This window comes from Stenotrophomonas sp. WZN-1, from assembly GCF_002192255.1.
In the GTDB taxonomy this organism is placed as follows: domain Bacteria; phylum Pseudomonadota; class Gammaproteobacteria; order Xanthomonadales; family Xanthomonadaceae; genus Stenotrophomonas.
This window is the reverse complement of record NZ_CP021768.1, coordinates 2,602,249-2,624,648: the sequence shown is the minus strand read 5'-3', so window position 1 is coordinate 2,624,648 and position 22,400 is coordinate 2,602,249. Positions and strand designations below refer to the sequence as shown.

The window sequence follows — 22,400 nt, the reverse complement described above, 5'->3', positions numbered from 1 at the left end:
ACCATGGGCTACCCCCTCGCGGCGCCCCGCATGGCCACCGTTGTTCCGCCCGAACCGCCTGCCGTGGCGCTGGCACCGCAGCAGGCCGCCGCATTGCAGCGCGCCTTGCGCTATGTCGATGAACACCTGTCGCAGCCGCTGCGGGTGACCGAACTGGCGCAGGCCGCCTGTGTCAGCCGCTTCCACCTGGTGCGCCTGTTCCGCACCGGTACCGGCGCCAGTCCGCTTCGTTATGTGCGTCGTCGCCGCATCGAACGTGCGCGGCAACTGTTGCCCGGCGCGCAGCTGCCGATGGCGTGCCTGGCCCAGCAGCTGGGCTTCTTCGACCAAAGCCATTTTGTCCGCAGCTTCCGCGCCGAGACCGGCTGCAGCCCCGGCCAGTACCTGGCCGGTGATGCCGCCCTGTTGCTTCCCCCTGATCATGCTTCCAACGGAGTCCATCCATGAGCCTTGCCACCGCCACGCCCGCCCCGGCCCTGCTGTCGCCCACCGACCATGCCCTGGTACTGATCGACTTCCAGTCGCAGATGGCGTTCGCCACCCACACCATCGACATTTCGGCGCTGCGCAACAACGTGTCGCTGATCAGCAAGGGCGCCAAGGGTTTCAACGTGCCGGTACTGCTGACCACCGTTGCCGAAGCGTCGTTCTCCGGCCCGATGTTCCCGGAACTGCCGGAGATCTTCCCGGGCCAGACGGTGTTCGACCGCACCTCGATGAACACCTGGGAAGATCAGGCGGTGATCGATGAGATCAACCGCATCGGCAAGCGTCGCCTGGTTGTGGCCGGGCTGTGGACCAGCGTCTGCATCGTGGGTCCGGCGCTGTCGGCGTTGGCGCAGGGCTTCGAGGTCTACGTGATCACCGATGCCTGCGGCGATGTCAGCGAAGAAGCCCACGAGCGTGCGATCACCCGCATGGTGCAGGCTGGTGCGGTGCCGATGACCAGCGTGCAGTACCTGCTGGAGCTGCAGCGCGACTGGGCACGGGGTGAAACCTACGACCTGACCACCGGCATTGCCCGCGACCACGCCGGCGGCTATGGCATCGGCATCCAGTACGCCAAGCGCATGTTCGGCGCGCAGGAAGGCGGGCACTGAGCATGGTTGCCGGCCATGGCGTCGACCTGGCCCTGCTGATGCTAAGGGTGGCGGCAGGTGGCTTCCTGCTGCCGCACGCGCTGGGCAAGCTGTTCGGCTGGTTCGGTGGCCCCGGGCTGGCCGGCTTCGCCACCGAACTGCGCGGCTTCGGCCTGCCAGCGGTGGCGCCGCTGCCGCTGCTGCTGGCCCTGCTGCAGGTGCTGTCCGGGCTGGCCGTGCTGCTGGGCTGGCAGACCCGCGTCGCCGCGCTTGCGGCGGCCGCCTTCATCGGCTTCACCGTCCTGTTGGCCTTGCCCAGGGGCTGGTTCTGGATGCGCGGCGGCACCGAGTACCCGTTGATGTGGACCACGGTGCTGCTGGCCCTCGCGCTGGCCGGGCCCGGCGCATGGGCACTGGACGGCCAACGCCTTCCTGGAGATTTCGCATGAGTCACGATCCACTCGATCACGGCCGCCGCAACGTGGTGCTGGCCGGCAGCGCCGCGGTGGCGCTGGGCCTGGCCGGCCGTGCCGGTGCCGCACTCGATTCCACTTCCAAGGAGCGTCGCATGAGCACGCTGGTCATCCGCAATGCCCGCATCACCACCCTTGACCCACAGCAGCCGCATGCACAGGCGCTGGCCGTGCAGGAAGGGCGCATCGTTGCCGTCGGCAGCGACGAGGAGATCATGTGTGGCTGGGGCAATGAAGCGACCCTGATCGACGCCCAGGGCCGGCGCCTGCTGCCCGGGCTCAACGACAGCCATACCCATCTGATCCGCGGCGGCCTGAACTACAACCTGGAGCTGCGCTGGGACGGCCTGCGTTCGCTGGCCGATGCGATGGCGATGCTCAAGGCGCAGGTCGACCGCACCCCGGCGCCGCAGTGGGTGCGCGTGGTCGGCGGCTTCACCGCTGCGCAATTCAACGAGAAGCGCCTGCCCACGCTGCAGGAGCTCAACGACATCGCGCCGGACACGCCGGTGTTCCTGCTGCACCTGTACGACCGCGCGCTGCTCAACCGCGCGGCGTTGCGCGCCTGTGGCTACACCAAGGACACGCCGGATCCGCCGGGTGGGCAGATCGTGCGTGACTCGCTCGGCAACCCGACCGGGCTGCTGCTGGCCAAGCCCAATGCGCTGATCCTGTATGCGACGCTGGCCAAGGGGCCACGCCTGCCGATCGAGTACCAGGCCAACTCGACGCGCCATTTCATGCGCGAACTGAACCGGCTCGGCATCACTTCGGTCATCGACGCCGGCGGTGGTTTCCAGAACTATCCCGAGGACTACCAGGTCATCGAGCAGCTGCATCGCGATGACCAGCTGACGGTGCGCATCGCCTACAACCTGTTCACCCAGAACAAGGGCAAGGAAGTGGATGATTTCCGCGGCTGGAGCGAGATGCTGCAGCCGCGACAGGGCGATGACCTGCTGCGCCACAACGGTGCCGGCGAGATGCTGGTGTTCTCCGCCGCCGACTTCGAGCTGTTCAACGAGCCGCGCCCGGAACTGCCGCCGGAGCTGGAACCGGAACTGCACGATGTGGTGAAGCTGCTGGTCGAGAAGCGTTGGCCGTTCCGCATCCATGCGACGTACGACGAGAGCATCACCCGCATCCTCGATGTGTACGAACAGGTCAACCGCGAGGTGCCGTTCGATGGCCTGCACTGGTTCATCGATCACGCCGAAACCATTACCCCGCGCAACATCGAGCGCATCCGTGCGCTGGGCGGCGGCATCGCCGTGCAGCATCGCATGGCCTACCAGGGCGAAGCCTTCGTCGAGCGCTACGGCGTGCAGGCCGCGCGGCATACGCCTCCGGTCAAGCGCATGCTGGCCGAAGGCGTGCCGGTCGGTGCCGGTACCGACGCCACCCGCGTTGCCAGCTACAACCCGTGGGTGGCGCTGTCCTGGCTGGTGACCGGACGTACCGTGGGCGGGCTGGCCCTGTATGGCGATGAAAACCTGCTCGAACGCGAGCAGGCGCTGCGCCTGTGGACCCAGGGCAGTGCCTGGTTCTCCGGCGACGAAGCGGTGAAGGGTACGCTGAAGGTCGGCCAGTTGGCCGATTTCATCCTGCTCTCGGCCGATTTCTTCCGTGTCGATGATGCGCAGATCGCCGACATCACCAGCGTGTTGACCGTGGTCGGCGGCCGCATCGTGCATGCCGACGCCGACTATGCAGGGCTTGCGCCGCAGCTGCCGCCGGCCATGCCCAACTGGTCGCCGGTCAACAGGTTCGGTGGCTACCACGTCGGCGGTACCGCCACCGGGTTGGCCGCCGCGCATCACCAGCATCACGGTGTGGCCTGCAGCACCCACGGCGCGCACGGCCATGCGGCCCGGCATGCTGCACCCACCGACGACCTGACCGCGTTCTGGGGCGCGATGGGATGCTCGTGCTTCGCGTTCTGAGCCTGGCGTTGCTGGCCGTGCCATCGCTGGCGCTGGCCTGCGAGGGGGGGCGCTGCAGCGACGCTGGTGACGGCCAACTGCAATGGGATGCGTCGCTGCGCGTGCGTGGGCTGTACTACGACCCGACCCGGTTCGGTATCGGTGGCGCAGAGGACGGCTATGGCCTGATGCGTGCGCTGGCCTCGGCCACCTATGTGGAGGACAGCTGGCAGGCGAAGCTGCAGCTGGGCGTGCATGCCGAGAATGGCAAGGCCGGCGGACCCGGCCGCACCGACCACAGCGCGTTGGACGTGCAGCAGGCGTACTGGCGCTGGCAGCGCGGCGGCTTCCACCTGCAACTCGGCCGGCAGGAAGCCGGCTACGGAAGCTCTCGATTGTTGTCGGTGCGCGATGGACCGAACATCCGCCTGGCCTTCGACGGTGCGCGCGTGGGTTGGAAAGGTAGATTCGGCACGCTTGATCTGATGGCGCTGCGGCCGGTGGAGAACCGGCCGGGCGCCTTTGATGATCGCGGCGAACACGGCGCCCATCTCTGGGGCGCGTATGCCACACCGGCGCGTGGACAGGGCGTGGGACAGTGGGATCTGTACCTGCTGGACTACCGCCGTGAGGGCGCGCGCTTCGCCGGCGGTGTGGGTACCGAACGTCGGCAGACCCTGGGCGCGCGCTGGTTCGGCCAGACCGGTGCACTGGACTGGAACAGCGAGCTGGTGGCGCAGGGCGGTGAACTGCGGACGACCGTCGGCACGCTCGATATCCGCGCCTGGACGCTGGCCACCGATACAGGGTGGCGCTGGACGAACCTGACGCTGCAACCGCGGCTGGGGCTGAAGGCCGACATCGCCAGTGGCGATGGCGACCAGCATGACGGCCGCTTGGGAACCTTCAATGCGCTGTTTCCGAAGTCGGCCTATTTCAGCGAGGCCAGCCTGCTGGCCCCGGCCAACCTGATGGACGTCCAGCCCACGCTGACCCTGCGCCTGCACGACGCGGTGACGACGGAAGTGGGCGTACAGATGGCCTGGAAGCATCGCCGCGCGGATGCGGTCTACACCACGCCAGCCCCGCTGGTGGCGTTGCCGGGCAGCGCCGGCGGCGCGCGCCGCATCGGTACCCAGTACAAATCCGAAACCCGCTGGCAGGCCAGCGAACACTGGCAATGGCAGCTACAGCTGGCCTGGGTCGATGCCGGGCCTGCACTGAAGCAGGCCGGTGGCCAGGACACGTTGTTCGCCTCGATCGTTGGAGCATGGCAATGGTGAACGCAACCGCGTCACAACCTTCTGTACAGGCCGCAGGCGCCTGGTCCCCGCTGAAGATCCGGATGTTCCGCTCGATCTGGCTGGCGATCCTGGCCAGCAATATCGGCACCTGGGTCAACGACGTGGCCGCCGCCTGGGTGATGGCCGAGCGTACCGGCTCGCCGTTGATGGTGGCCCTGGTGCAGTCGGCCACCACCGTGCCGATCGTGCTGCTGGCGCTGGCCGCAGGCACGCTGGCCGACATCGTCGATCGCCGCAGGTATCTGCTGGCCACCCAGGGCTGGATGCTGCTGGTCGCCGCGGTGATGGCGGCACTGACCGCGATGGACCTGCTGACTCCGCAGCTGCTGGTGCTGCTGACCTTCTGCATGGGCTGTGGTGCGGCGATGGCGATGCCGGCGCAGGCCGCGATCGTGTCCGAACTGGTGCCGCAGCCGATGCTGGCCTCGGCGGTGGCGCTGAACTCGATCGGCATCAACATCGCGCGCTCGATCGGCCCGGCCATCGGTGGCGTGATCGTCGCCCAGCTGGGTGCGGTCTGGGCGTTCGGCTTCAACGCCGTCACCTTCGCCGCGATGCTGTTCGTGGTGTGGGGCTGGAAGCGCGACCCGAAGCGGTCCAGCCTGCCGCCGGAAGGGTTCGGTGCTGGCCTGAAGGCGGGCCTGCGCTATGCCAGCCGCGCTGGGCGGTTGCAGGCGGTGTTGATGAAGTCGGTCGGCTTCTTCTTCTTTGCCGCAGCGATGAACGCGTTGCTGCCGGTGGTGGTGCGCGGCCAGATGCACGGCGGGGCGGGGCAGTACGGCATGCTGCTCGGCTGCATCGGCATGGGTGCGGTGGGCGGTGCGTTGCTGCTGCCGAAGCTGCGCGCACAGATGGATCGCGACCTGCTGGTGCTGCTGGCCACTTTATCGCTGGCCCTGAGCCTGGTCGGCCTGGCGCTGACCCGCAGCTGGTACGTGCTGCCGCTGGTGATGCTGATCAATGGCTTTGCGTGGATCACCGTGCTGTCGTCGCTGCAGATCGCCGCGCAGACCGCGGTGCCGGCGTGGGTGCGTGCGCGTGCACTGGCGTTGTACATCATGGTGTTCTCTGCAGGCATGGCCGCCGGCGGCCTGAGCTGGGGCGCGCTGGCACAGCGCACCTCGCCGGAACTGGCCTTGCTGGTGGCTGCCGCGGGCGCGGTGATCGGCGGATTGCTGGTGTGGCGCGTGCGCATCGCCGGTACCGAAGACCTGAACCTGAGCCCGGCCGGGCACTGGCCGGCCCCTGAACTGTCGGTACCGGTATCCAACGATCGCGGCCCGGTGCTGGTGACCATCGAATACCGCATCGAGGATGCTGATCGCGCCGCTTTCCAGGCGCAGATGCGCACGTTGGGCGCGATCCGTCGTCGCGATGGCGCGGTGGTCTGGGGCGTGGTCGAGGATGTGGCCACCCCGGGCATCCACCTGGAGTATTTCGTGACCCCGTCGTGGCTGGAGCACCTGCGCCAGCACGAACGCATCACCGCCGATGACAAGGCGATCCAGGAAGTGCTGCGCGGGCTGCATCGCGGTGAGCGTGCACCGGTGGTGCGCCATTTCGTGGGCGGGCACGACCCGCTGCCGAAGATCGGGGTCCCGCACCACCACAGCGATATCTGACAGAAAAGGGGACGGAGGGGATTATGTCGTTTGTGCACAAACGACATAATCCCCTCCGTCCCCTTTTTGCGACCGCAGAAGCGGCGGCGCTGGGTGGCGCCGCCGCCGCACGTCACTTGCGTGCGAACGCCAGCAGGTCGGCGTTGAACTGCTCGGCGTGGGTGACGGTCAGGCCGTGCGGGGCACAGGCGTATACCTTCAGTTCGGCATCCTTGATGATCTGCGAGGACAGCTTGGCCGAGGCATCGAACGGCACGATCTGGTCGTCGTCGCCGTGCACGACCAGTGCCGGCACGTCGATCTTCTTCAGGTCCTCGGTGTAATCCACTTCCGAGAATTCGTGCACGCAATCGTACTGGCCCTTGACGCCACCGAGCATGCCCTGCAGCCAGAACGAATCACGCATGCCCTGGGTGACGGTGTTGCCATCGCGGTTGGCACCGAAGAACGGTGTGGTCAGATCCTTGAAGAACTGCGAGCGGTCGCCGCCGGTGCCCTTGCGGATGCCGTCGAAGACCTCCAGCGGGGTACCGGCCGGGTTGCCTGCGGTCTTCAGCATCAGCGGCGGCACGGCGCCGACCAGCACCACCTTGGCCACGCGCGTGCTGCCATGGCGACCGATGTAGTGGGCCACTTCGCCGCCGCCGGTGGAATGGCCGACCAGGATCGCGTCCTTCAGGTCCAGCGCCTCGATCACTGCAGCCAGATCGTCGGCGTAGGTGTCCATGTTGTTGCCGTCCCAGGTCTGGCTGGAACGGCCGTGGCTGCGGCGGTCGTGGGCGATCACGCGGTAGCCGTTCTGGCCCATGAACAGCATCTGCGGGTCCCAGGCATCGGAAGACAGCGGCCAGCCGTGGGCGAACACGATCGGCTGGCCGTTGCCCCAATCCTTGTAGAAGATGCGGGCGCCGTCGGCGACGGTGACGAAGTTGCTCATTGCAGGTTCCTTGGCGGAAGGGAGGGAAGGCATCGGCAGGCTGCCGGTGCCTCCGGCAGTACAGCGCAGGTGCGGGCGACGGACTTGCACCGCTGTGCTGGATTGCAAAGGATGTGACGCATATCGCTCTGGCGGGACCGGAGTCGCACGCTGAGGATGTCCGCAGCCTGCCTGTGGAATGCCCGGATGCCCGCCACGCGATGGTCCCTGATGGTGTGCCTGCTGTTGCCGATAGCCGCGCCGGCGCAGACCAACGTCTACAAATGCGTGGATGGACCGCATCCGGTCTACCAGCAGACGCCCTGCCAGGGCCGTGCGGCGTGGCGCTGGGAGGTCCCGGCGGAGCAGTCATTGTCCCGCGGTCCGGTGGTTCCCGCAGTCACGCAACCGAAGCCGTCGCGTCGCCCGCGGCGTGCCGCCCGGGCGCAGGGCGCGTTGATCACGATCAGCACGGATGCGGTGGCCTGCGAACGTGCGCGCCGCCAACGCGAGCGGGAGTTGCTCAAGCGTCGGCGGCTGGATTTCGTGCAGCGCCGGCAGCTGGATGATGCGGTCCATGGCGCCTGCCAGTGACGTGGGGTGCTGAAGTGCCGAAAACGACAACGGCGCCCTGGGGCGCCGTTGCGTGAAGTAGCGTAAGGGCAGCTCTCAGCGACCGTCGCTGGCGGCGGCCGGTGCGGGCACGCTGTCCGGTTTGGGCAGGCTCAACTCCGGGTTGCCCTGTTCGGCCTGCAGGATCTGGATGCGGCGCTGCAGGGCATCCAGCTGGCTGTTGGTGCTCTGCACATCGGTGCTGAGGCTCACGGCCTGCTGCTGGGCCTGCTGCAGGGCGGCGCTGACCTGCGCCGACTGCGCCTGCTGCTGTTCCATTTCCTGCTGCAGGGTGCGCAGGCGTTCCTCGTTGTAGGCCACCAGGCGCTCGGTGTAGCGCTTGCCGGCTTCCAGGCGGGTGGTGTCGATGTAGACCTGGGCCAGCTGCTCGGACTGCTGCGCGAAGGTGCGGTAGACACGTTCGGCGTTGTCCACCGCGTCGGTCTTGATCACCCGCCAGAAGTTCTTCTCCTGGAACAGGGCGACGTAGTAGGTCAGGGTGTTGGCATTGAACAGCAGGCTGGCACCGTAGTTGCCGTTGTAGGTGGTGCGCAGCTCGGTCAGCTGGCGCGAATCCATCAACTGCTTGAGCTCGTCCACGGTGTTGCGCACCACCGGCGCGCTGCGCACCGGTTCGGCTGCAGGCTCACGGTCGCCACGTGCGGCCATCGCCGCCGGTGCCACCAGCATCATGGCCACGGCCAGCACTGCCGCGCTGCGCGCGTGCCGGGCGAAGACCGCGCCCCCTGAAGTTTCTCGCATGTCTAGACCATCCACGGATGAGTGTGGGTTGAGATGAAGGTGGTTCCCCGCCGGGAGTCTAGCATGGGCGCGGGCGTCGCCAAGGGCGCCCGTCACGGCCTGATTTCAATAGACCAGCTGTGCGGCGCTGCACTGGATCGACTGCACGTTGACGTCGGTCCGGCCCAGTTCCAGGCCCAGCACGCTGGCCAGCAGGTTGGTCAGCAGGGTGCCGACACTGTTGAGCACCGGCCGCAGTGCGGCCAGGATCGGCTTCAGCAGCGTGCACAGCAGGCCGCTGCAGCTGACGCTGCCGTCGGGGTTGGCAACGCCGCTGCCACCGGCATCATCGAGGAAACCCGCCGGCGCGGTCTGGATGTACGACGCCAGGTTGTTGCGCACGCAGCCGTTGTAGTCGATCAGGTTACCGAGCAGGCTGTCGCAGCGGTTGATCAGCAGGCCGCCGACCAGCGAACCGAGCAGGCCATCGAGCAGGCCCAGGCCCTGGCCGGTGACGGTCGTCCTGTAACCGGTCCACACCGAACCATCTTTCCAGCAGGTGGTCAGGCCCAGCAGGCAAGGCTTGGGGACGCCATTTTTCACCGTCCAGTTGCCCAGCGGCGCGAGATTGCGTGCGGGGTCACCATCGCGCAGCAGCGGGATGACCTGGTCGACGTTGTAGCGCCCGCCAGTGGGAAAGGCCGCCTGCAGGTAGCGGTCGGCCAGCGCCTTGGCGGTGTCGTTGGCGCTCATGCCCTGCTTGGGCGAGCTGAGCATGCCCGACAGCACCCGCAGCAGTTCGTTGACCAGGCTCGACACCGCGTCACCGATCGCGAGCGGATTGATACGGGTCGAGGCGGTCTCGCCGGCGGCCAGGGTCAGGTTCTGCGAGCTGGTCAGGGCGGGCAGGGTGATCCTGTCGTTGATCAGCGGCTGGCCCAGCAGCTTCAACAGCTGCTCGTTCTGCAGCGTGGCGTCGCAGACATTGGCCTTGGAGAAGCGCTGTGCGGGGTCGACATTGCCGACGCAGGCACGCAGTACCGATGAATCGACCTGGATGGTGGCCTTGGGGGGACTGCCGCCGCACTGGATGCCGGTCAGCGTGCCCATGCCGTTGGCCACATCGACGTGCAACGGCAGGTGCAGGCGCGTGCCGAGCAGGTTCAGCAGCGGCCCCAGCGCGAACAGGTTGTTGCTGTCCACGTCCACCATCAACCGCACCTGCGCATTGTAGGCACGGGTGCCGACCCCGCCGATGGCGATCGACGGTGGTTCGACCACGCCGCCCTGGATGTTGATGCCCAGCAGGTCCAGCCCCTTGATCGTCACGCCGTTGCCATCGTTGGCGATGGAGATGGCGGTGTTGATCAGGTTGAGCACGTTGATCTTCGATTCCAGCGCGCTGCCGACGGTGCCGTCGGGTGAGACAACTTCCGCGAACAGGCCACCGCCGCCGGCCTGGCTGCCGAGCACGATGTTGAGCTTGTTGATGTCCAGCTGGGTGGCGACCAGGTCGGACAGGGCGCGCAGCTGCGCGCCCACCGTCGAGTCACGGCCGACGACGGTGGCGGTGGCATCGACCAGCTGCGCCAGCGAGATCTTGTTGACCGACAGCAGGCGGTTGAAGTCGGCCACGCTGAGGTTGGCGCTCACCGGGATGTTGAGTGCCTTCAGCAGGCCGGATGGCGTGACGTTGGCCTGCGCCAGGCCGTCATAGGAAAGCACGGTTGCGTTGGTGACATCCAGGCCGACCAGGCGCAGCGTCGACAGCAGCACCGAGTCGCCGTTGGTGCGCAGCAGCTGCGAGCCCACCGCGAATACCGCCGTGGGCTCCGAGCGGCGGGCTACCGCCTGCACGCTGACGGTCGGCAGGCTGGTGTTCTGGCCGAAGAAGGGCAGCACGCTGCGCTCGGCGATCACCTGCACGGCATTGCGCGGGTTGCTGGCATCAACGCTGGTGACGAAACGGTTGCTGGTACCGCGGCTGGCACTCCAGTTGCCGCAGCGGACCTGCAGGGTGCCCGCGAACCTGTTCTGGGCCAGCGCGCTTTGCCGGGCTGCGCTGTTGTCGCTGTTGTCTGCACTGCATAGTTCCAGCCGCTGCGCGCCGGCCAGCGCGGCCAGGTCGGCCACCTTCTGCGCATCACGCTTGGCCCAGAACAGGTAGCCGATTTCGATCAGGCCCAGCATGGCCAGCAGCGCCAGCATGACCAGCATCATCGTGACCGACATGCCGCCACGTGGGCGACTGAAACTGAACTGGCGTGGGCGTTTCATGGCCGACCTCAGCGTCCGGAGGAGGAAGCGTCCTTGGACCGCGCAACATCGGTCTCAAAGAAGTCCGGGATCTCGTGTTCAAAGCTCTTCAGGTAACGCGCATAGCTCAGCGTGGCCTGGTCGCCCAGGATCGGCAGGCGTTGGCCGGCCTTTTGCCCGGACGCCTGCAGGCGGAACAGGTTGCGGGTGGCCTCGCCGCTCTGCAGGCGCGCGCGCGGCGCTGCCGGCGGTGCGACGTCGGTTGCGGGGATTGCCGGTGGCGCCGCAGCCACGTCCGTGGATGCGGCGGGTGAGGCCAGCTCCACGGTGGGAAGCGGCTCGGCCTGCATCGGCGCTGCGGACGGTGCCGACGGCGAGGGGCCACCGAGCATCTGTCCGGTCAATGGCTGCTGCTGTGCCTGCACGGCACCGGCAACAAGCAGGCAGGACAGCACGGGCAACAGGCGTCGGGTCAGTCGCATCGCAGTCATGGTGTGCTTCCAGTCGGGTGTTCGGTGGTGCTGAAGCGTTCCAGCATCGACGGTGGCAGGCGCTGCGGATCGCGCTCGTCACGTGCTTCGCGGCGTGGTTCGGCTGCCAGCCGTGTGCTGCCCGATGCACGGGCGCCGCGTTCGCTGCTGGCCGTGAGCGCAGGCGCAGGGGCGCTGACGGTCGCCGCGGCCTGCCGCTGCTGCAGGCGCGTGCGGATCTGCTGGGCCTGCTGTTGGATGCTGCGGCGCGTTTCCTCGTTGAGGTTGGCCTGTTCCGACAGGCGCTCTGCCGTGGCCTGGTCGCCGCGCAGTACCGCCCACAGTGCGAGATTGGCCGTGGCCTTGGCGTTGCCTGGCGAAAGTTCCAGGGCCTTGGCCAGCGGCTCGCGCGCCTGGTCGAACTGGCCGGCGCGCAGCCGCGCATAGCCCAGGTCGCCCAGGTAGTCGGTGTTCAAGGGCTGCAACTGCGTGGCGCGCGCCAGCGCCTGTTCGCTGCCGGCATCGTCGTCGCGTCGTGCAGCGATCAGCCCCATGCCATGGGCGGCAGCGGCGGCCTGCGGCCCGCTGGACAGCTCGCGATACAGCGCGACGGCCGCGTCGGTCTGGCCGGTCTCGCGCAGTGCATCGGCCTGCAGCAGGCGCAGGGCGGGGCGATCACCATAGCGTTGGCGGAAGGCCTCCACGTGGGCCAGCGAGGCATACCAGGCACCCTGCTGCTGCATGCGTTCGATCAGTTCCAGATAGGCGTTGCGGCTGTCCTGCGGATCGGGTTCCGGCGGCGCAAGGCTGGGGGCCCGCACGTACTTCGGCGTGGTCGAGGCGCAGCCACTGGCCAGGGCGGCGAGGGCGACGGCAAGCAGCAGGCAGGAGGAGCGCAGGGCTGGCATCATGGGGATCCCATCTTGGACATGGTGGTGGCCAGCGCGACGAGCGCTGGACCGGCAAGCACCAGCATCAGTGCCGGCAACAGGGTCAGCATCATCACCACGGTCATCTTCACCGAGAGCTTGCCGACCTTTTCCTTCAACGTGTTGCGGCGCTGTTCGCGCAGGCGGATGCTGAACTGGCGCAGCGGTTCCTGCACCGCGCCACCATGTGCATGCACCTGCAGGATCAGCTGCATCAGGCTGGTCAGGTCGTCGTCGGCGTAGACCTCGCTCAATCGCCGCAGTGACTGCGCGCGGGTGCGGCCGTGGGTGTAGGCCACGTTCGCCTCCTGCAGTTCGCCGCCCAGTACCGGAAGCGCATCGCGCAGCTTGTCGCCCAGCGTCTGCAGGCTCTGGTCCATGCTGAAGCCCACGCCCTGCAGCAGGCGCAGCAGGTCGATCAGCAGGGGCAGCTCGTTCTCGACCGCGCGGCGGCGGCGCTTGACCCACGACGACAGCACGAACTTGGGTAGCAGCAGCCCGGCTGCCAATGCACCGATCACCACCATCACCTTGGCCAGCCCGTGCGCGCTGCTGAACGCCAGCGCCAGGGCCAGCACCAGCAGCGCAAGCAGCAGGCGCAGGCCCAGGTAGATGGCGGTGCCCCGGCGGGTATTCCAGCCGGCCAGGTCCAGCAGCAGCTTGTCCTCGTTGGCCAGCAGCGCAGCCTCCAGGCGGCCACCACTGAGGGAGCGGCCGAAGCGCTCCAGCCAGCCCAGCGAGTCGCGGCGGGTGGCCTCGCTGTCACGGGTTTCGTCACGCGGTTGCAGGGCGGTCTTCAGCGTGGCCGAGGTGCGGTGCTCGCGATGGCTGCGCACCCAGCCGGCAATGCCGAGCAGGGCGACACCGGCCGCCAACACCAGCAGTGAGAGTGCGAACCAGGCATTGGCACTCATCGGGCGCCTCCGTGGCGGCTGCGGGCGGTCATAGAGACTTGGCCAGGCGGTACAGCAGGAACGCTCCGAGCAGTTCCAGGCCCAGTGCGATCAGCAGGATCCTGTGGCCGAGCGGGTCATGCAGCACCGGCTGGAAGAACGCCGGGCTGGAGATCGCCATCAGCACCGCACTGGCCGGTGGCAGCAGCCCCAGCACCCAGGCCGACATGCGCGTTTCCGAGGTGGTGGCCGCCAGCTCCTGCTGGGCCTGCTCCAGGTCACGCATGAAGTCGCCCATGCGCTGCAGGATCTGGTCGGCGCGGCCGCCGATGCGCACGCTCACCCCGATCACCACCGCCAGTACCTTCAGCACGTCCATGCGATACGGCTGCGCGGCCAGGCTCAACGCGCGATCCAGGTCCATGCCGCTGCGCGCATAGCGCACCGTGGTGTCGAGCAGGCCACGCAGCGGGGCGCTGGTCTGCATCGAAGCGACCTGGAACGCGGCCTGCAGGCTGTTGCCCAGCGCGGTGAGGCGGACCAGGTTGTCGAGGAAGTCCGGCATCTGGTGCAGCAGCTGCGCACGCAGCCTGGTGATCCGGCGCATCACCCACAGCCAGCAGCCCAGCAGGTACAGCACCAGGGTCAGCGGGAACATCCAGGCCGTGCCCAGCCGAATCGCCGCGACGACCGCAAGCGCAACGCCGGGCACCAACAGCATCAGTGGCAACTTCCAGCCCGGCTGCAGGCCGGCGCGCTGCAGCACGCCGTCCCAGGGCAGTACACGGTTCCCACCGCTGGCGGGGCGGGAGGAATCGTTGGCCGCGGCAACGGAGGGCCCGGCCGGAACCGCACCGGCGGCGTTGCCGCGCGCCAGCTGCTGCTCGGCATGCTGCAACGAGGCCTGGCGCTGCTCGCGGCTGCTGGCGGTGCCCCACAGCCAGACGGCCAGCGCCAGCAGCACCGAGATGATGCTCAACACGCCCAGCAGCAGGCCGGTGCTCATGCTCAGAAGTCCCCGTAGAGTGATTCGCGCAGCTGTTGGCGGAACGGCTCCAGTTTGTGCGAATGCGGATGGAAGCCCAGGCCGATCCAGCGGTCGGTCTCGCGGCCGGTACCGTCGATCTGCACCTCGTGCCGGAACATCTCCTGGGTGGTGATCAGGTTGTCGCTGACCCCGGTGATCTCGGTGATCGAGACCAGTACCCGACGTCCGCTGCCCAGCCGCGAAATCTGCACGATGAAATCGATGGCGCTGGCGATCTGCCGCCGCAGGCTGTCCTCGCTGCCCTGGAAGCCTGCAAAGCCGGCCAGCATCTCGATGCGGTACAGGCAATCGCGAGGTGTATTGGCGTGGATGGTGGCCATCGATCCGTCATGGCCGGTGTTCATCGCCTGCAGCATTTCCAGCACCTCAGCGCCACGCACTTCGCCGACCACGATGCGGTCCGGGCGCATGCGCAGGCTGTTGCGCACCAGATCGCGGATGCTGACCGCACCCTGGCCCTCGGCGCCGCCGATGCGGCTCTCCAGGCGCACCACGTGCGGATGGTTCAGCGAAAGCTCGGCGGTGTCTTCCACGGTGATGACGCGCTCGTTGGCCGGCACGTAGCTGGCCAGGGCATTGAGCAGCGAGGTCTTGCCCGAGCTGGTGCCGCCGGAAACCAGGATGTTGCAGCGGCCCAGCACCATCGCTTTCAGCAGTGCCTGCATCGGCGCATCGAAGGTGCCCTTGGCGAGCAGTTCGTCGGGGGTGAACGGATCCTTGCGGAACTTGCGGATGGACACCATCGGTCCGTCCACCGCCAGCGGCGAGATGATCGCGTTGAGGCGGCCGCCGTTGGGCAGGCGCGCGTCGACCATCGGGTTGGAATCATCCAGTCGGCGGCCGAGCGGCGCGAGGATGCGGCGCAGGATGCGCAGCAGGTGGGTGTCATCGGTGAAGCGCTGGGTGGCGCGCCTGAGCTGGCCGCCCTGCGAAACGTGCACGTCCTTGAAGCCGTTGATCAGGATGTCTTCGATGGAGGGGTCGTGGAGCAGGTCGTCGAGCGGGCCGAAACCTGTCAGCTCCTTGACCAGCCCGTCCGCGACCACCTGCATCTCTTCCTCGTTGATCGGGATGCGCCATTCCTGGATGAAGCCCACGGTCTGCACCTGCACCCAGCGGGCGATGGTGTCAGGGGCCCAGGAATCGATGTCGATGCGCTCGTCCTCGATGCTGTTGAGCAGATGCTCATGCGCGGCCGACAGCACCTTCTGGTACTGCTCGGTCTGCGCGAACGGCAGGTGGCCCGGGGGAGTTTCGGGCAGCACCGGGCGGGCAACGGCATGCGGGAACGGGGTTACCTTGTCTTCCATTGCGATCCACCCAGGGCAAGGGAGAGTCTTTCCCGCAGGCCATGCGGCTGGACCGGGCAGGCGGCCGGATCCAGGCGCGACACGAGCGGGGCGAGGGCACGCAGATAGGGGTCGCGCGGGGCATCCTGCAGCAGCAGGTGGCCCTGGCTGGCGGCCAGGCGCACGCGCGGTCGTTCGGGCAGCGTCGCCAGCAGCGGTACTTCGAAGCGGCGCGCGATCTGTTCCGGGCTCATGCCGCTGCTGTCATCGTGGCGGTTGATCACCAGCTGCAGGCGCTTCTCGCGTTCGCGCTGGCCCGCCAGGTGCTTCAGCGCCTGGTCCAGCGAGACCAGCGTGGCGATCGAGGCATCGGTGACCAGCCAGATCTCGTCAGCCTGGTCCAGCAACAAGGGCGGAAGCTGCCGCAGCGGGCAGCCGCCGGCGTCGCACAGCACGCTGGCAAACACGCCGCGCAGGCGTTGCAGCAGCGCGCCAGGATCGGAGGGCGGAACGGCATCGCCGCCACTGGCACGATCCAGCAGCACCAGTCCGGAGTCATGGCGCGCCATGGCCGTGCGGGCGAGGGTGGCATCGATGCGGCTGGCATTGCGCAGCGCGTCTTCGTAATGGAATCGGCTGTCGAGATTGAGGTACAGCGCGAGGTCACCAGAGGGCTGCGCCAGCTCCATCAGCAGGCCGTCCTGCTGCAGGGCTTCGCCCTGGGCCAGGGCACGCGTCTGCTGCGCCAGCACCGAAAGATGTGCGGCCAAGGTGCTGGTGCCGACGCCGGCGCGCACGCCCAGCAGCACGATCAGGCGCGCCTTGTGCGCGTGCTGGGCAACCGCTGCCGGGCGCGGGGACAGCGCACGCCGCAGGGCCGCCTCGATGCCTGCGTCGTCACTGTCCAGGTCCAGTACATCGCGCAGGCCGGCGCGCAGCGCGATCACCACGCCTTCGACCTGGCCGGCGCTGGTGGCGCCCACCGCCACCAGGGGCAGGTCGGGTTGGGTCTGCTGCAGCTGCTGTGCCAACACGCTCGAGGCGGCCGCATGCTCGGGCCGGAAGTCGAGCAGCACCAGGCTCTGCGGGCCGCGTTGCAGGTCCTGCGCGGAGGTGGGGGCGTTGCTGTCCTGCCAATGCAGGGCGGTGCTCGGCGGCAGCTTGGCGGCCAGCCGGGGCAGCAGTTCGCGATCCATGCCATACAGGACCAGGTTCATCGGGGGTCCTTGCGGATGCAGCGGCTGGGCAGTGGCGTAGGGCATGGGCGTGGTATCGCAGGCATCATGGAGTCAGCGCGAGAAGCCGGGCACCGGGTCCTGGCTGACCGGACCGAGCAACCAGGAACCCCACTCGGGGAGATGCGGCTTGGCTTCGCGCTCGCCGGGCAGTGGCAGTTCGGTGTTGCGCGCCAGTGGTTGCACCAGGCGCGGGGTGACGATGATCACCAGCTCCTTGTCCTGGCGCTTGTAATCGAAGTTGCGGAAGAACGAACCGATGATCGGCAGGTCACCCAGCAGCGGAATCTTGCTGACGTTGGAGACGATGTTGGAGCTGACCAGGCCGCCGATGACGAAACTCTCGCCATCGCCCAGCTCGACAGTGGTGTCGGCGCGGCGCGTGGTGATCGAGGGGATCTGCACGTTGTTGAGCACAATGGCATTGCTGTAGTCCAGGTCGCTCGCTTCGGGCGCTACCTTCAGCGCGATGCGGTTCGCTGCCAGCACGGTCGGGGTCACGGTAAGGCCGATGCCGAACGGCTTGTAGGTGATGGTGGTGGTGCCAAGCCCCTGCGGTTCCAGGATCGGCAGTTCGCCACCGGCCAGGAAACTGGCGCTCTGCCCGGACAGCGCCACCAGCGTCGGCTCGGCCAGCACGCGGGCCATGCCATTGCTCTGCAGCAGTTCGACGTCGGCGTTCCACAGGCCCTTGGTCGAGCCGAACACCAGGCGGAATGCCGAGGAAATCGGCGAGACGGCCTCGTTGCTGCTGTTGCCTTCCTTCATGCCGGGCAGCAGGCCGGTGTTGCCCGGCAAGCCGGTGCCGGGCCGCGCGAAGCCATAGGCGAAGCCGCCGTTGCGGTTCTGGAAGTTGATGCCGATCTGCTTCATCGCGGTCTTGTTGAACTCGACGACCTTGACCTCGACCTGGACCACGCCGCCACTGCTGATGGTGGACGCATCGGCGAGCGCACCGTCCTTGCCCAGTGCCATCGCCGCCGTGCGTTGTTCCTGCATGTGCGAGAGCACGCTGTCGGTGCTTCCCTGCAACAGGCCCTGCTGGTCCTGCTGGGTGAACACCAGGTCATTGCCGCCGGTGCTGGCAGCACCCTGTACGGCGCTCTGCACCCGTACCGTCACCCGTTGCGGTTCGGCCTGCTTGCGGTGCCACAGCAGCAGGGTGGTGGTGCCGGGCATCTTGCCCACCAGCAGCGCCTGGCGCTGGCCACGCAGCATCATGATGTCGGCCACGCCGGGGTCGGCAATGGCCACCCGCTCCAGGTCGGCCGGCAGGTTCCAGGGACGCTGCTCACGGGCCTGCAGCACCAGGTCATCGGCGGCCACGCTCGTTGCCGGTGCCAGCAGCACCAGCAGCAGGGCCAGCCAGCGCTGGCGGGGAGAGAGGCGTGGACGGCGGCGACGTTCGGTCATGGATGCGCTCGATGCAGGTCAAAGGGAGCCGCGGGGGGCGGAACTGTCGCCACGGATGATCTCGATACCCGACGCGCGCGGGGCGCTGCGACGTGGCGCCGGCGCACGCGCGGGTGCATCCGCGTTGCCGCGTGACGGGGCGCTGCCGCGGCCGGCCAGCGCGTCGCCGTCGATACCGGCAAAGGCATGGTTTTCCGGACGCTGCAGTGCCAGCTGCTGCTCTGCGTCGAGCCCGCGCAGCGGATCGATCACGCCGCGCGATTGTGGGAACAGCGCCAGGTCGGGCAGGCCGGTGTCGGCGGGATTGCGCAGGGCCAGGAACAGCTTGCCCTGCTGGGCACCCAGCAGCAGTCGATTGGCGTCGGCCACCGGTACCGCCAGCACCGCACTGCGCGCGGGTTGCGGGGCTTCATTGCTGCTGCTGTGGCTGCCGCCACTGCCGGTGATGTCGGCCGCGCGCGGGTCGTTGCGGGTGTCGGCCCCGCTATTGGAGGTGGCCTCTGAGGCGACCGGCGCGATGTCCTGCTGGCCATAACTCAGCACGCGCAGGCGCGACAGCAGCAGGCGCGTCTGCGCGGCTTCGGCGGGGCTGTTGATGTTGGGCTGGGCATTGCGCAGGTTGAGGAAGACGTCGACGAAATCACCGGGAAGGATGCGGTTGCCGGCACCGACCAGTTCGTCCACGGGCACGGCCAGTGCGCGCTCGCCCGGCCGCAGCTGCAGCGAGAAGCCCTGTGCCAATGCACTGCTGCTGATCGGGCTGCCTTCGGCGATGTCCTGTATCGGCACCTTGCCGACCACGGCGGTGATGCTGGTGGCGGCACCAGCAACGGGTGAGGTGCGCTGGGCCAGGCGCAGGCCGTTGGCGCTGATCGGCTCGCCTGCAGGCAGGCGGGCCACGGCTTCCACCACCGTGATGGCCTGCGCTTCGTTGTGGGCCACCGGCGTGACCGTGACCGGTGCGGCCGGTTTGCGCCCGATCATGAAGGCGATCAACGCCAGCAGCACGGCCAGGCCGATCAGGGCGACGGCAGCGATGCGGGTCAACTTGAGCATGGAACCGTCTCCAAAATACCGATCATCAGTTGCCGCTGCCGAGATCGAGCTGGGCGACCGCGACGCTGCGGATGGGAGCCTGCATCACCCACTTGTAGAGCGTGGCGGTGCCGGGCAGGAAGGGATGGCTGGCGTAGTCGTAGCTGACCGTCACGGTCATGCACTGGGCCGTGGCCAGGCCGGCGCAGGGCGCCTGTGCCGACACCACGATGGCGTTGCTGCCCCCCGCGCTGCAGTCCACGTTCTGCTTGGAAAACTGCAGCAGCCATTGCATCGAGGTGCGTGCGGCGACGCAGGCGGCGGTGCGCCGTTCGCCGGCCGTGCCGTAGCGCAGCGAGGCGCGCGCGCCTTCAGCCGAAGCGGTGGCCAGGGTCTGTTGCGCCGCCATGATCATCACCCCGGAGAAGGTGAACAGCAGCAGCGGCAACAGGCCGAGCATCAGCATCAGGGCGAACTCGATGCTGGCCACGCCGCGTTGCAGGCGTGGGCTGCGGATGTTCATGGTGCACCTCCGTAGATGCTGGCCAGCACCCAGCCGATGGCGGCGAGTGCCAGGTAGGCTGCATAGGGAATCCCACGTCGTCCCTGGCGGGCGGCCTGCATGTCGCGCAGGGCCGGATGCGCTTGCCACTGCGCGTTGGTGCGATTGAACTGCATCTGCAGGTGGCCGGGCAGCAAAACGCCCAGGCGCCGGCCAGCCAGCATCAGCACGGCGTGCAGCCCGGCGGCGAGGCTGGCGACCAGCCAGACCGGCAGCAGCGCCTGCCAGCCCAGCATCAGCCCCAGCACGGCGAAGAACTTCACGTCACCGGCGCCCATCCAGCGCAGGGCATAGAACGGCAGCAGCGCCAACAGGCCGAGCGCCGCGCCGGCAACGTGGGGCAGCCACGGCTGGCGCGGCGCGCTGAACTGGCCGGCAACGATCACCACGGTGGCGATCACGCATGCGGCGATCAGCCAGGCGTTGGGCACCCGACGGGCATACAGATCGCTGATCGCGATCCGCAGGCACACGCCGATGGCCAACAATCCCAGCAGTGTCATCGCACACTCCATCGTCCGTCACTGGACGGTCTTCGCCTGGTCCCATGCCCCCCGCGCTCGCGCCGCTGCCAGCCGCACGCAGTCGCCGCTCAGGTTGTCGAGCCGGACGCCTTGGTGGCCAGTGCGGAGAGGTTCTTGAACAGCGTTTCGAAGAACCCCTTGATCTGGTCGTTGCCGACCGCGATCAGGATGCCGGCGATGACGGCCGCCAGCAGCCCGTACTCGAGCGCGGTGACACCGTCTTCTTCCTTCAGGAATTTGCGGATCGATGCGTTCATGACCTATGTCTCCCTGTACCTGTCTGCGGATGCAGTACACCTGCGTTGGGCGGTGGCCCGGCTCCGCCGGGATCGTCCGTGGGCCTCCGCGTCCTGGCGGAGGAGGCGCGGCGGGATGGACCCGCCGTGCTCAAGCAGGGTGATCGTTTCCAGGCGGGACATTGGTCGCACGGTCGCGACCGCACGGCGCGGGGCCGGTGGTCGAGGCATCCAATGATGCGTGCGTGGTCATGCTGTCCCCCTGGGTGCGGCCAGATCAGATGGCCGGATCACCGTGATATCGACTTTGCCTGAATGGCGGTGGGCTGCAACTGGAACCTATATGCAAATTCGGCAGAAACCCCGGAATCCTGAAACTTTCAGATTGTTTCTGTGACGAAAATCCGTTCGCAGGCAAAACGATTCATTGTCGTGCAGATAATGTGATTCGCCCTCCCGGGCATGCGAAAACCATGCCATTCGCTCCGACATTTTCTTCACTTGTGTATCTATTTTTATCATTCCAGTCCGCGGGTTTACCTTTGCGGATTATTGGGCATACTCGCATTCAAGCTATTGCATTTCCCTGGTCGGCCGCCTCGGAGGCGGTGCGACTGGCTTGGCATCGGAAGTGGCTAATGGATCGATGCGCGCCCTGTCAGGCAGTGGGGGCCGCATCGCATGGCGGATCAACGGGGGACAACACTGTCATGGTCGATGGTGGGGTAGAAGGCAGCGACGACAGCGGCATGCGGTCGATAGACCTGGCCACGCTGAGCGGCGTGCTTCGTGTCTGTGATGTCGAACTGCTGCTGCTCGATGGCAATGGGCCACGTGCGGCGTTCGCTTCGCGCGTGCACGAGGAAGCCCTGTTCTGCAGCATCAGCTGCGGCTTCCATTGCCGTGGCCGTTTCATGCTGCCACCGGACTGGGCGATGCTGGGGTACCTGCACGCCACCGATGAGACGCTGAGCTGGTGCCATGGCGTACCGCTCACGCCAGGCATGGCGTTGACGATCATGCCGGAGGGCATCAGTGAGTTCACCCTGAGCCCGGGCACGCACATGACCCTGATGCTGCTGCCGGTGGCACGGGTGCAGCGCAAGCTGACCGAACTGAGCCTGCGCAGCACGCCACCCGCTGGCCAGGCACTGTCGCTGTTCAACCTGGCCAGTGAAGCCACGCCGTTGGCACGCCATTACCAGCAGCTGCACCTGCAGCTGGGGCAGGGTGCAGGGCTGCAGCCGGAAGAAACCGAAACCCTGTTGCATGAGCATGTGCAGGCCCTGCTGGGCGCCGGTGCGGCGGATCGCCCAGGCTGCAGCCGCGCCCGGCGAACGCATTATCTGATCGCGCAGCGAGCAGAGAACTTCATGCGGCTCAACCTGCGCCGCAATATCTACATGAATGAGATCTGCGATGCCGCAGGCGTCAGCGAGCGCGGCCTGCGCTATGCGTTCGAGGACCTGTTTGGTACTTCGCCGAACCGCTATCTTTCCATGCTGCGCCTGTGCGCGGCCTGCCGCAGCCTGTCGATGGCCGACTCCAGCCGTCGCTCGGTGAAAGCCATCGCCCTCAGCTGTGGCCTGTGGGACCTTTCGCGCTTCGCCGACAATTACCGCAAGGTATTCGGCGAACTGCCGCGCGATACCCTGATGCGCGCGCCTGCGCAGATCGGCCAGCCGGCCTGATCCAAGCCCCGCAAGGGTTTTCGCGGCGTTCATGCCGGAATTGCATATCCGCTTGCCGATCATGTTGCCGCTTCTGCATAAACGGCTGCCGATTCCGGCCGTGGATTTGCCGGAATGCGCGATTGCCGTGCCGGATTGAAGTGTGCCGCC

Annotated in this window: 22 protein-coding genes; 8 read left to right on the top strand and 14 right to left on the bottom strand. The window is 67.5% G+C overall.

From position 1 onward, the window contains the following. The first annotated feature begins 30 nt into the window (after positions 1–30). The 6 genes from CCR98_RS12410 (at position 31) to CCR98_RS12385 (ending at position 6,400) form a co-directional block, all read left to right on the top strand. Entirely contained in the window at positions 31–447 is a 417-nt protein-coding gene (locus CCR98_RS12410) for an AraC family transcriptional regulator (protein WP_232463019.1), read from the top strand. Then, positions 444–1,100, top strand: coding sequence for a hydrolase (locus CCR98_RS12405; protein ID WP_087922859.1), 657 nt, complete (start codon positions 444–446; stop codon positions 1,098–1,100). The genes CCR98_RS12410 and CCR98_RS12405 overlap by 4 nt, the downstream gene beginning before the upstream one ends. Positions 1,101–1,102: 2 nt before the next feature. Further along, positions 1,103–1,528, top strand: coding sequence for a DoxX family protein (locus tag CCR98_RS12400; protein WP_087922858.1), 426 nt, complete (start codon positions 1,103–1,105; stop codon positions 1,526–1,528). A 119-nt stretch (positions 1,529–1,647) separates the two neighbouring features. Further along, the gene (locus CCR98_RS12395) at positions 1,648–3,495 is read left to right on the top strand and encodes an amidohydrolase (RefSeq protein ID WP_198361092.1); all 1,848 of its coding nucleotides are present in this window, start codon (positions 1,648–1,650) and stop codon (positions 3,493–3,495) included. After that, on the top strand, positions 3,474–4,757 hold the full coding sequence (locus CCR98_RS12390; RefSeq protein WP_087922856.1) for an alginate export family protein: 1,284 nt from the start codon (positions 3,474–3,476) through the stop codon (positions 4,755–4,757). Before CCR98_RS12395 ends, CCR98_RS12390 begins: the two co-directional genes overlap by 22 nt. After that, positions 4,751–6,400, top strand: coding sequence for an MFS transporter (locus tag CCR98_RS12385; protein ID WP_087922855.1), 1,650 nt, complete (start codon positions 4,751–4,753; stop codon positions 6,398–6,400). The genes CCR98_RS12390 and CCR98_RS12385 overlap by 7 nt, the downstream gene beginning before the upstream one ends. 112 nt (positions 6,401–6,512) lie before the next feature. Here CCR98_RS12385 and CCR98_RS12380 read toward each other — a convergent pair whose 3' ends face one another. Beyond that, a complete protein-coding gene (locus tag CCR98_RS12380) occupies positions 6,513–7,337 on the bottom strand; it encodes an alpha/beta hydrolase (RefSeq protein WP_087922854.1) in 825 nt (274 codons plus the stop codon). 186 nt (positions 7,338–7,523) lie between these two features. On the opposite strand from CCR98_RS12380, the gene CCR98_RS12375 reads away from it, so the two are divergent. Continuing rightward, positions 7,524–7,910, top strand: coding sequence for a hypothetical protein (locus CCR98_RS12375; protein WP_087922853.1), 387 nt, complete (start codon positions 7,524–7,526; stop codon positions 7,908–7,910). Positions 7,911–7,985: 75 nt separating this feature from the next. On the opposite strand, the gene CCR98_RS12370 is transcribed toward CCR98_RS12375, so the two are convergent. From CCR98_RS12370 to CCR98_RS12310, 13 genes are all read right to left on the bottom strand, one after another. Continuing rightward, the gene (locus CCR98_RS12370; protein WP_087922852.1) at positions 7,986–8,690 is read right to left on the bottom strand and encodes a DUF2968 domain-containing protein; all 705 of its coding nucleotides are present in this window, start codon (positions 8,688–8,690) and stop codon (positions 7,986–7,988) included. A gap of 105 nt (positions 8,691–8,795) precedes the next feature. Beyond that, positions 8,796–10,946, bottom strand: a complete 2,151-nt coding sequence (locus tag CCR98_RS12365) for a TadG family pilus assembly protein (RefSeq protein ID WP_087922851.1) — start codon at positions 10,944–10,946, stop codon at positions 8,796–8,798. An 8-nt stretch (positions 10,947–10,954) separates the two neighbouring features. Beyond that, positions 10,955–11,416 carry a DUF3613 domain-containing protein gene (locus CCR98_RS12360; RefSeq protein WP_087922850.1) on the bottom strand — a complete coding sequence of 154 codons (462 nt, stop codon included), beginning with the start codon at positions 11,414–11,416 and terminating at the stop codon, positions 10,955–10,957. Then, positions 11,413–12,303 carry a Flp pilus assembly protein TadD gene (locus CCR98_RS12355; protein ID WP_087924189.1) on the bottom strand — a complete coding sequence of 297 codons (891 nt, stop codon included), beginning with the start codon at positions 12,301–12,303 and terminating at the stop codon, positions 11,413–11,415. The genes CCR98_RS12360 and CCR98_RS12355 overlap by 4 nt, the downstream gene beginning before the upstream one ends. Further along, a complete protein-coding gene (locus CCR98_RS12350; protein ID WP_087922849.1) occupies positions 12,303–13,238 on the bottom strand; it encodes a type II secretion system F family protein in 936 nt (311 codons plus the stop codon). The genes CCR98_RS12355 and CCR98_RS12350 overlap by 1 nt, the downstream gene beginning before the upstream one ends. Before the next feature lie 28 nt (positions 13,239–13,266). After that, a complete protein-coding gene (locus tag CCR98_RS12345; RefSeq protein ID WP_087922848.1) occupies positions 13,267–14,223 on the bottom strand; it encodes a type II secretion system F family protein in 957 nt (318 codons plus the stop codon). Between the two features lie 2 nt (positions 14,224–14,225). Next, complete coding sequence (locus CCR98_RS12340; protein WP_087922847.1) at positions 14,226–15,575, bottom strand: CpaF family protein; 1,350 nt, start codon at positions 15,573–15,575, stop codon at positions 14,226–14,228. Further along, positions 15,560–16,816 carry a fimbrial protein gene (locus CCR98_RS12335; protein ID WP_075677884.1) on the bottom strand — a complete coding sequence of 419 codons (1,257 nt, stop codon included), beginning with the start codon at positions 16,814–16,816 and terminating at the stop codon, positions 15,560–15,562. Before CCR98_RS12335 ends, CCR98_RS12340 begins: the two co-directional genes overlap by 16 nt. A gap of 27 nt (positions 16,817–16,843) precedes the next feature. Then, positions 16,844–18,202, bottom strand: a complete 1,359-nt coding sequence (locus tag CCR98_RS12330; RefSeq protein WP_087922846.1) for a type II and III secretion system protein family protein — start codon at positions 18,200–18,202, stop codon at positions 16,844–16,846. Positions 18,203–18,220: 18 nt separating this feature from the next. Further along, entirely contained in the window at positions 18,221–19,258 is a 1,038-nt protein-coding gene (gene cpaB / locus CCR98_RS12325; protein WP_087922845.1) for a Flp pilus assembly protein CpaB, read from the bottom strand. A gap of 25 nt (positions 19,259–19,283) precedes the next feature. Then, complete coding sequence (locus CCR98_RS12320) at positions 19,284–19,760, bottom strand: TadE/TadG family type IV pilus assembly protein (RefSeq protein ID WP_087922844.1); 477 nt, start codon at positions 19,758–19,760, stop codon at positions 19,284–19,286. Further along, positions 19,757–20,302: a prepilin peptidase gene (locus tag CCR98_RS12315; RefSeq protein WP_087922843.1), complete on the bottom strand. Its 546-nt coding sequence runs from the start codon at positions 20,300–20,302 to the stop codon at positions 19,757–19,759. The genes CCR98_RS12320 and CCR98_RS12315 overlap by 4 nt, the downstream gene beginning before the upstream one ends. A gap of 89 nt (positions 20,303–20,391) precedes the next feature. After that, complete coding sequence (locus CCR98_RS12310; RefSeq protein WP_014037517.1) at positions 20,392–20,580, bottom strand: Flp family type IVb pilin; 189 nt, start codon at positions 20,578–20,580, stop codon at positions 20,392–20,394. A gap of 689 nt (positions 20,581–21,269) precedes the next feature. Between CCR98_RS12310 and CCR98_RS12305 the strand changes: the two genes are divergently transcribed. Then, positions 21,270–22,250, top strand: a complete 981-nt coding sequence (locus tag CCR98_RS12305; protein WP_087922842.1) for a helix-turn-helix domain-containing protein — start codon at positions 21,270–21,272, stop codon at positions 22,248–22,250. Positions 22,251–22,400: the final 150 nt, after the last annotated feature.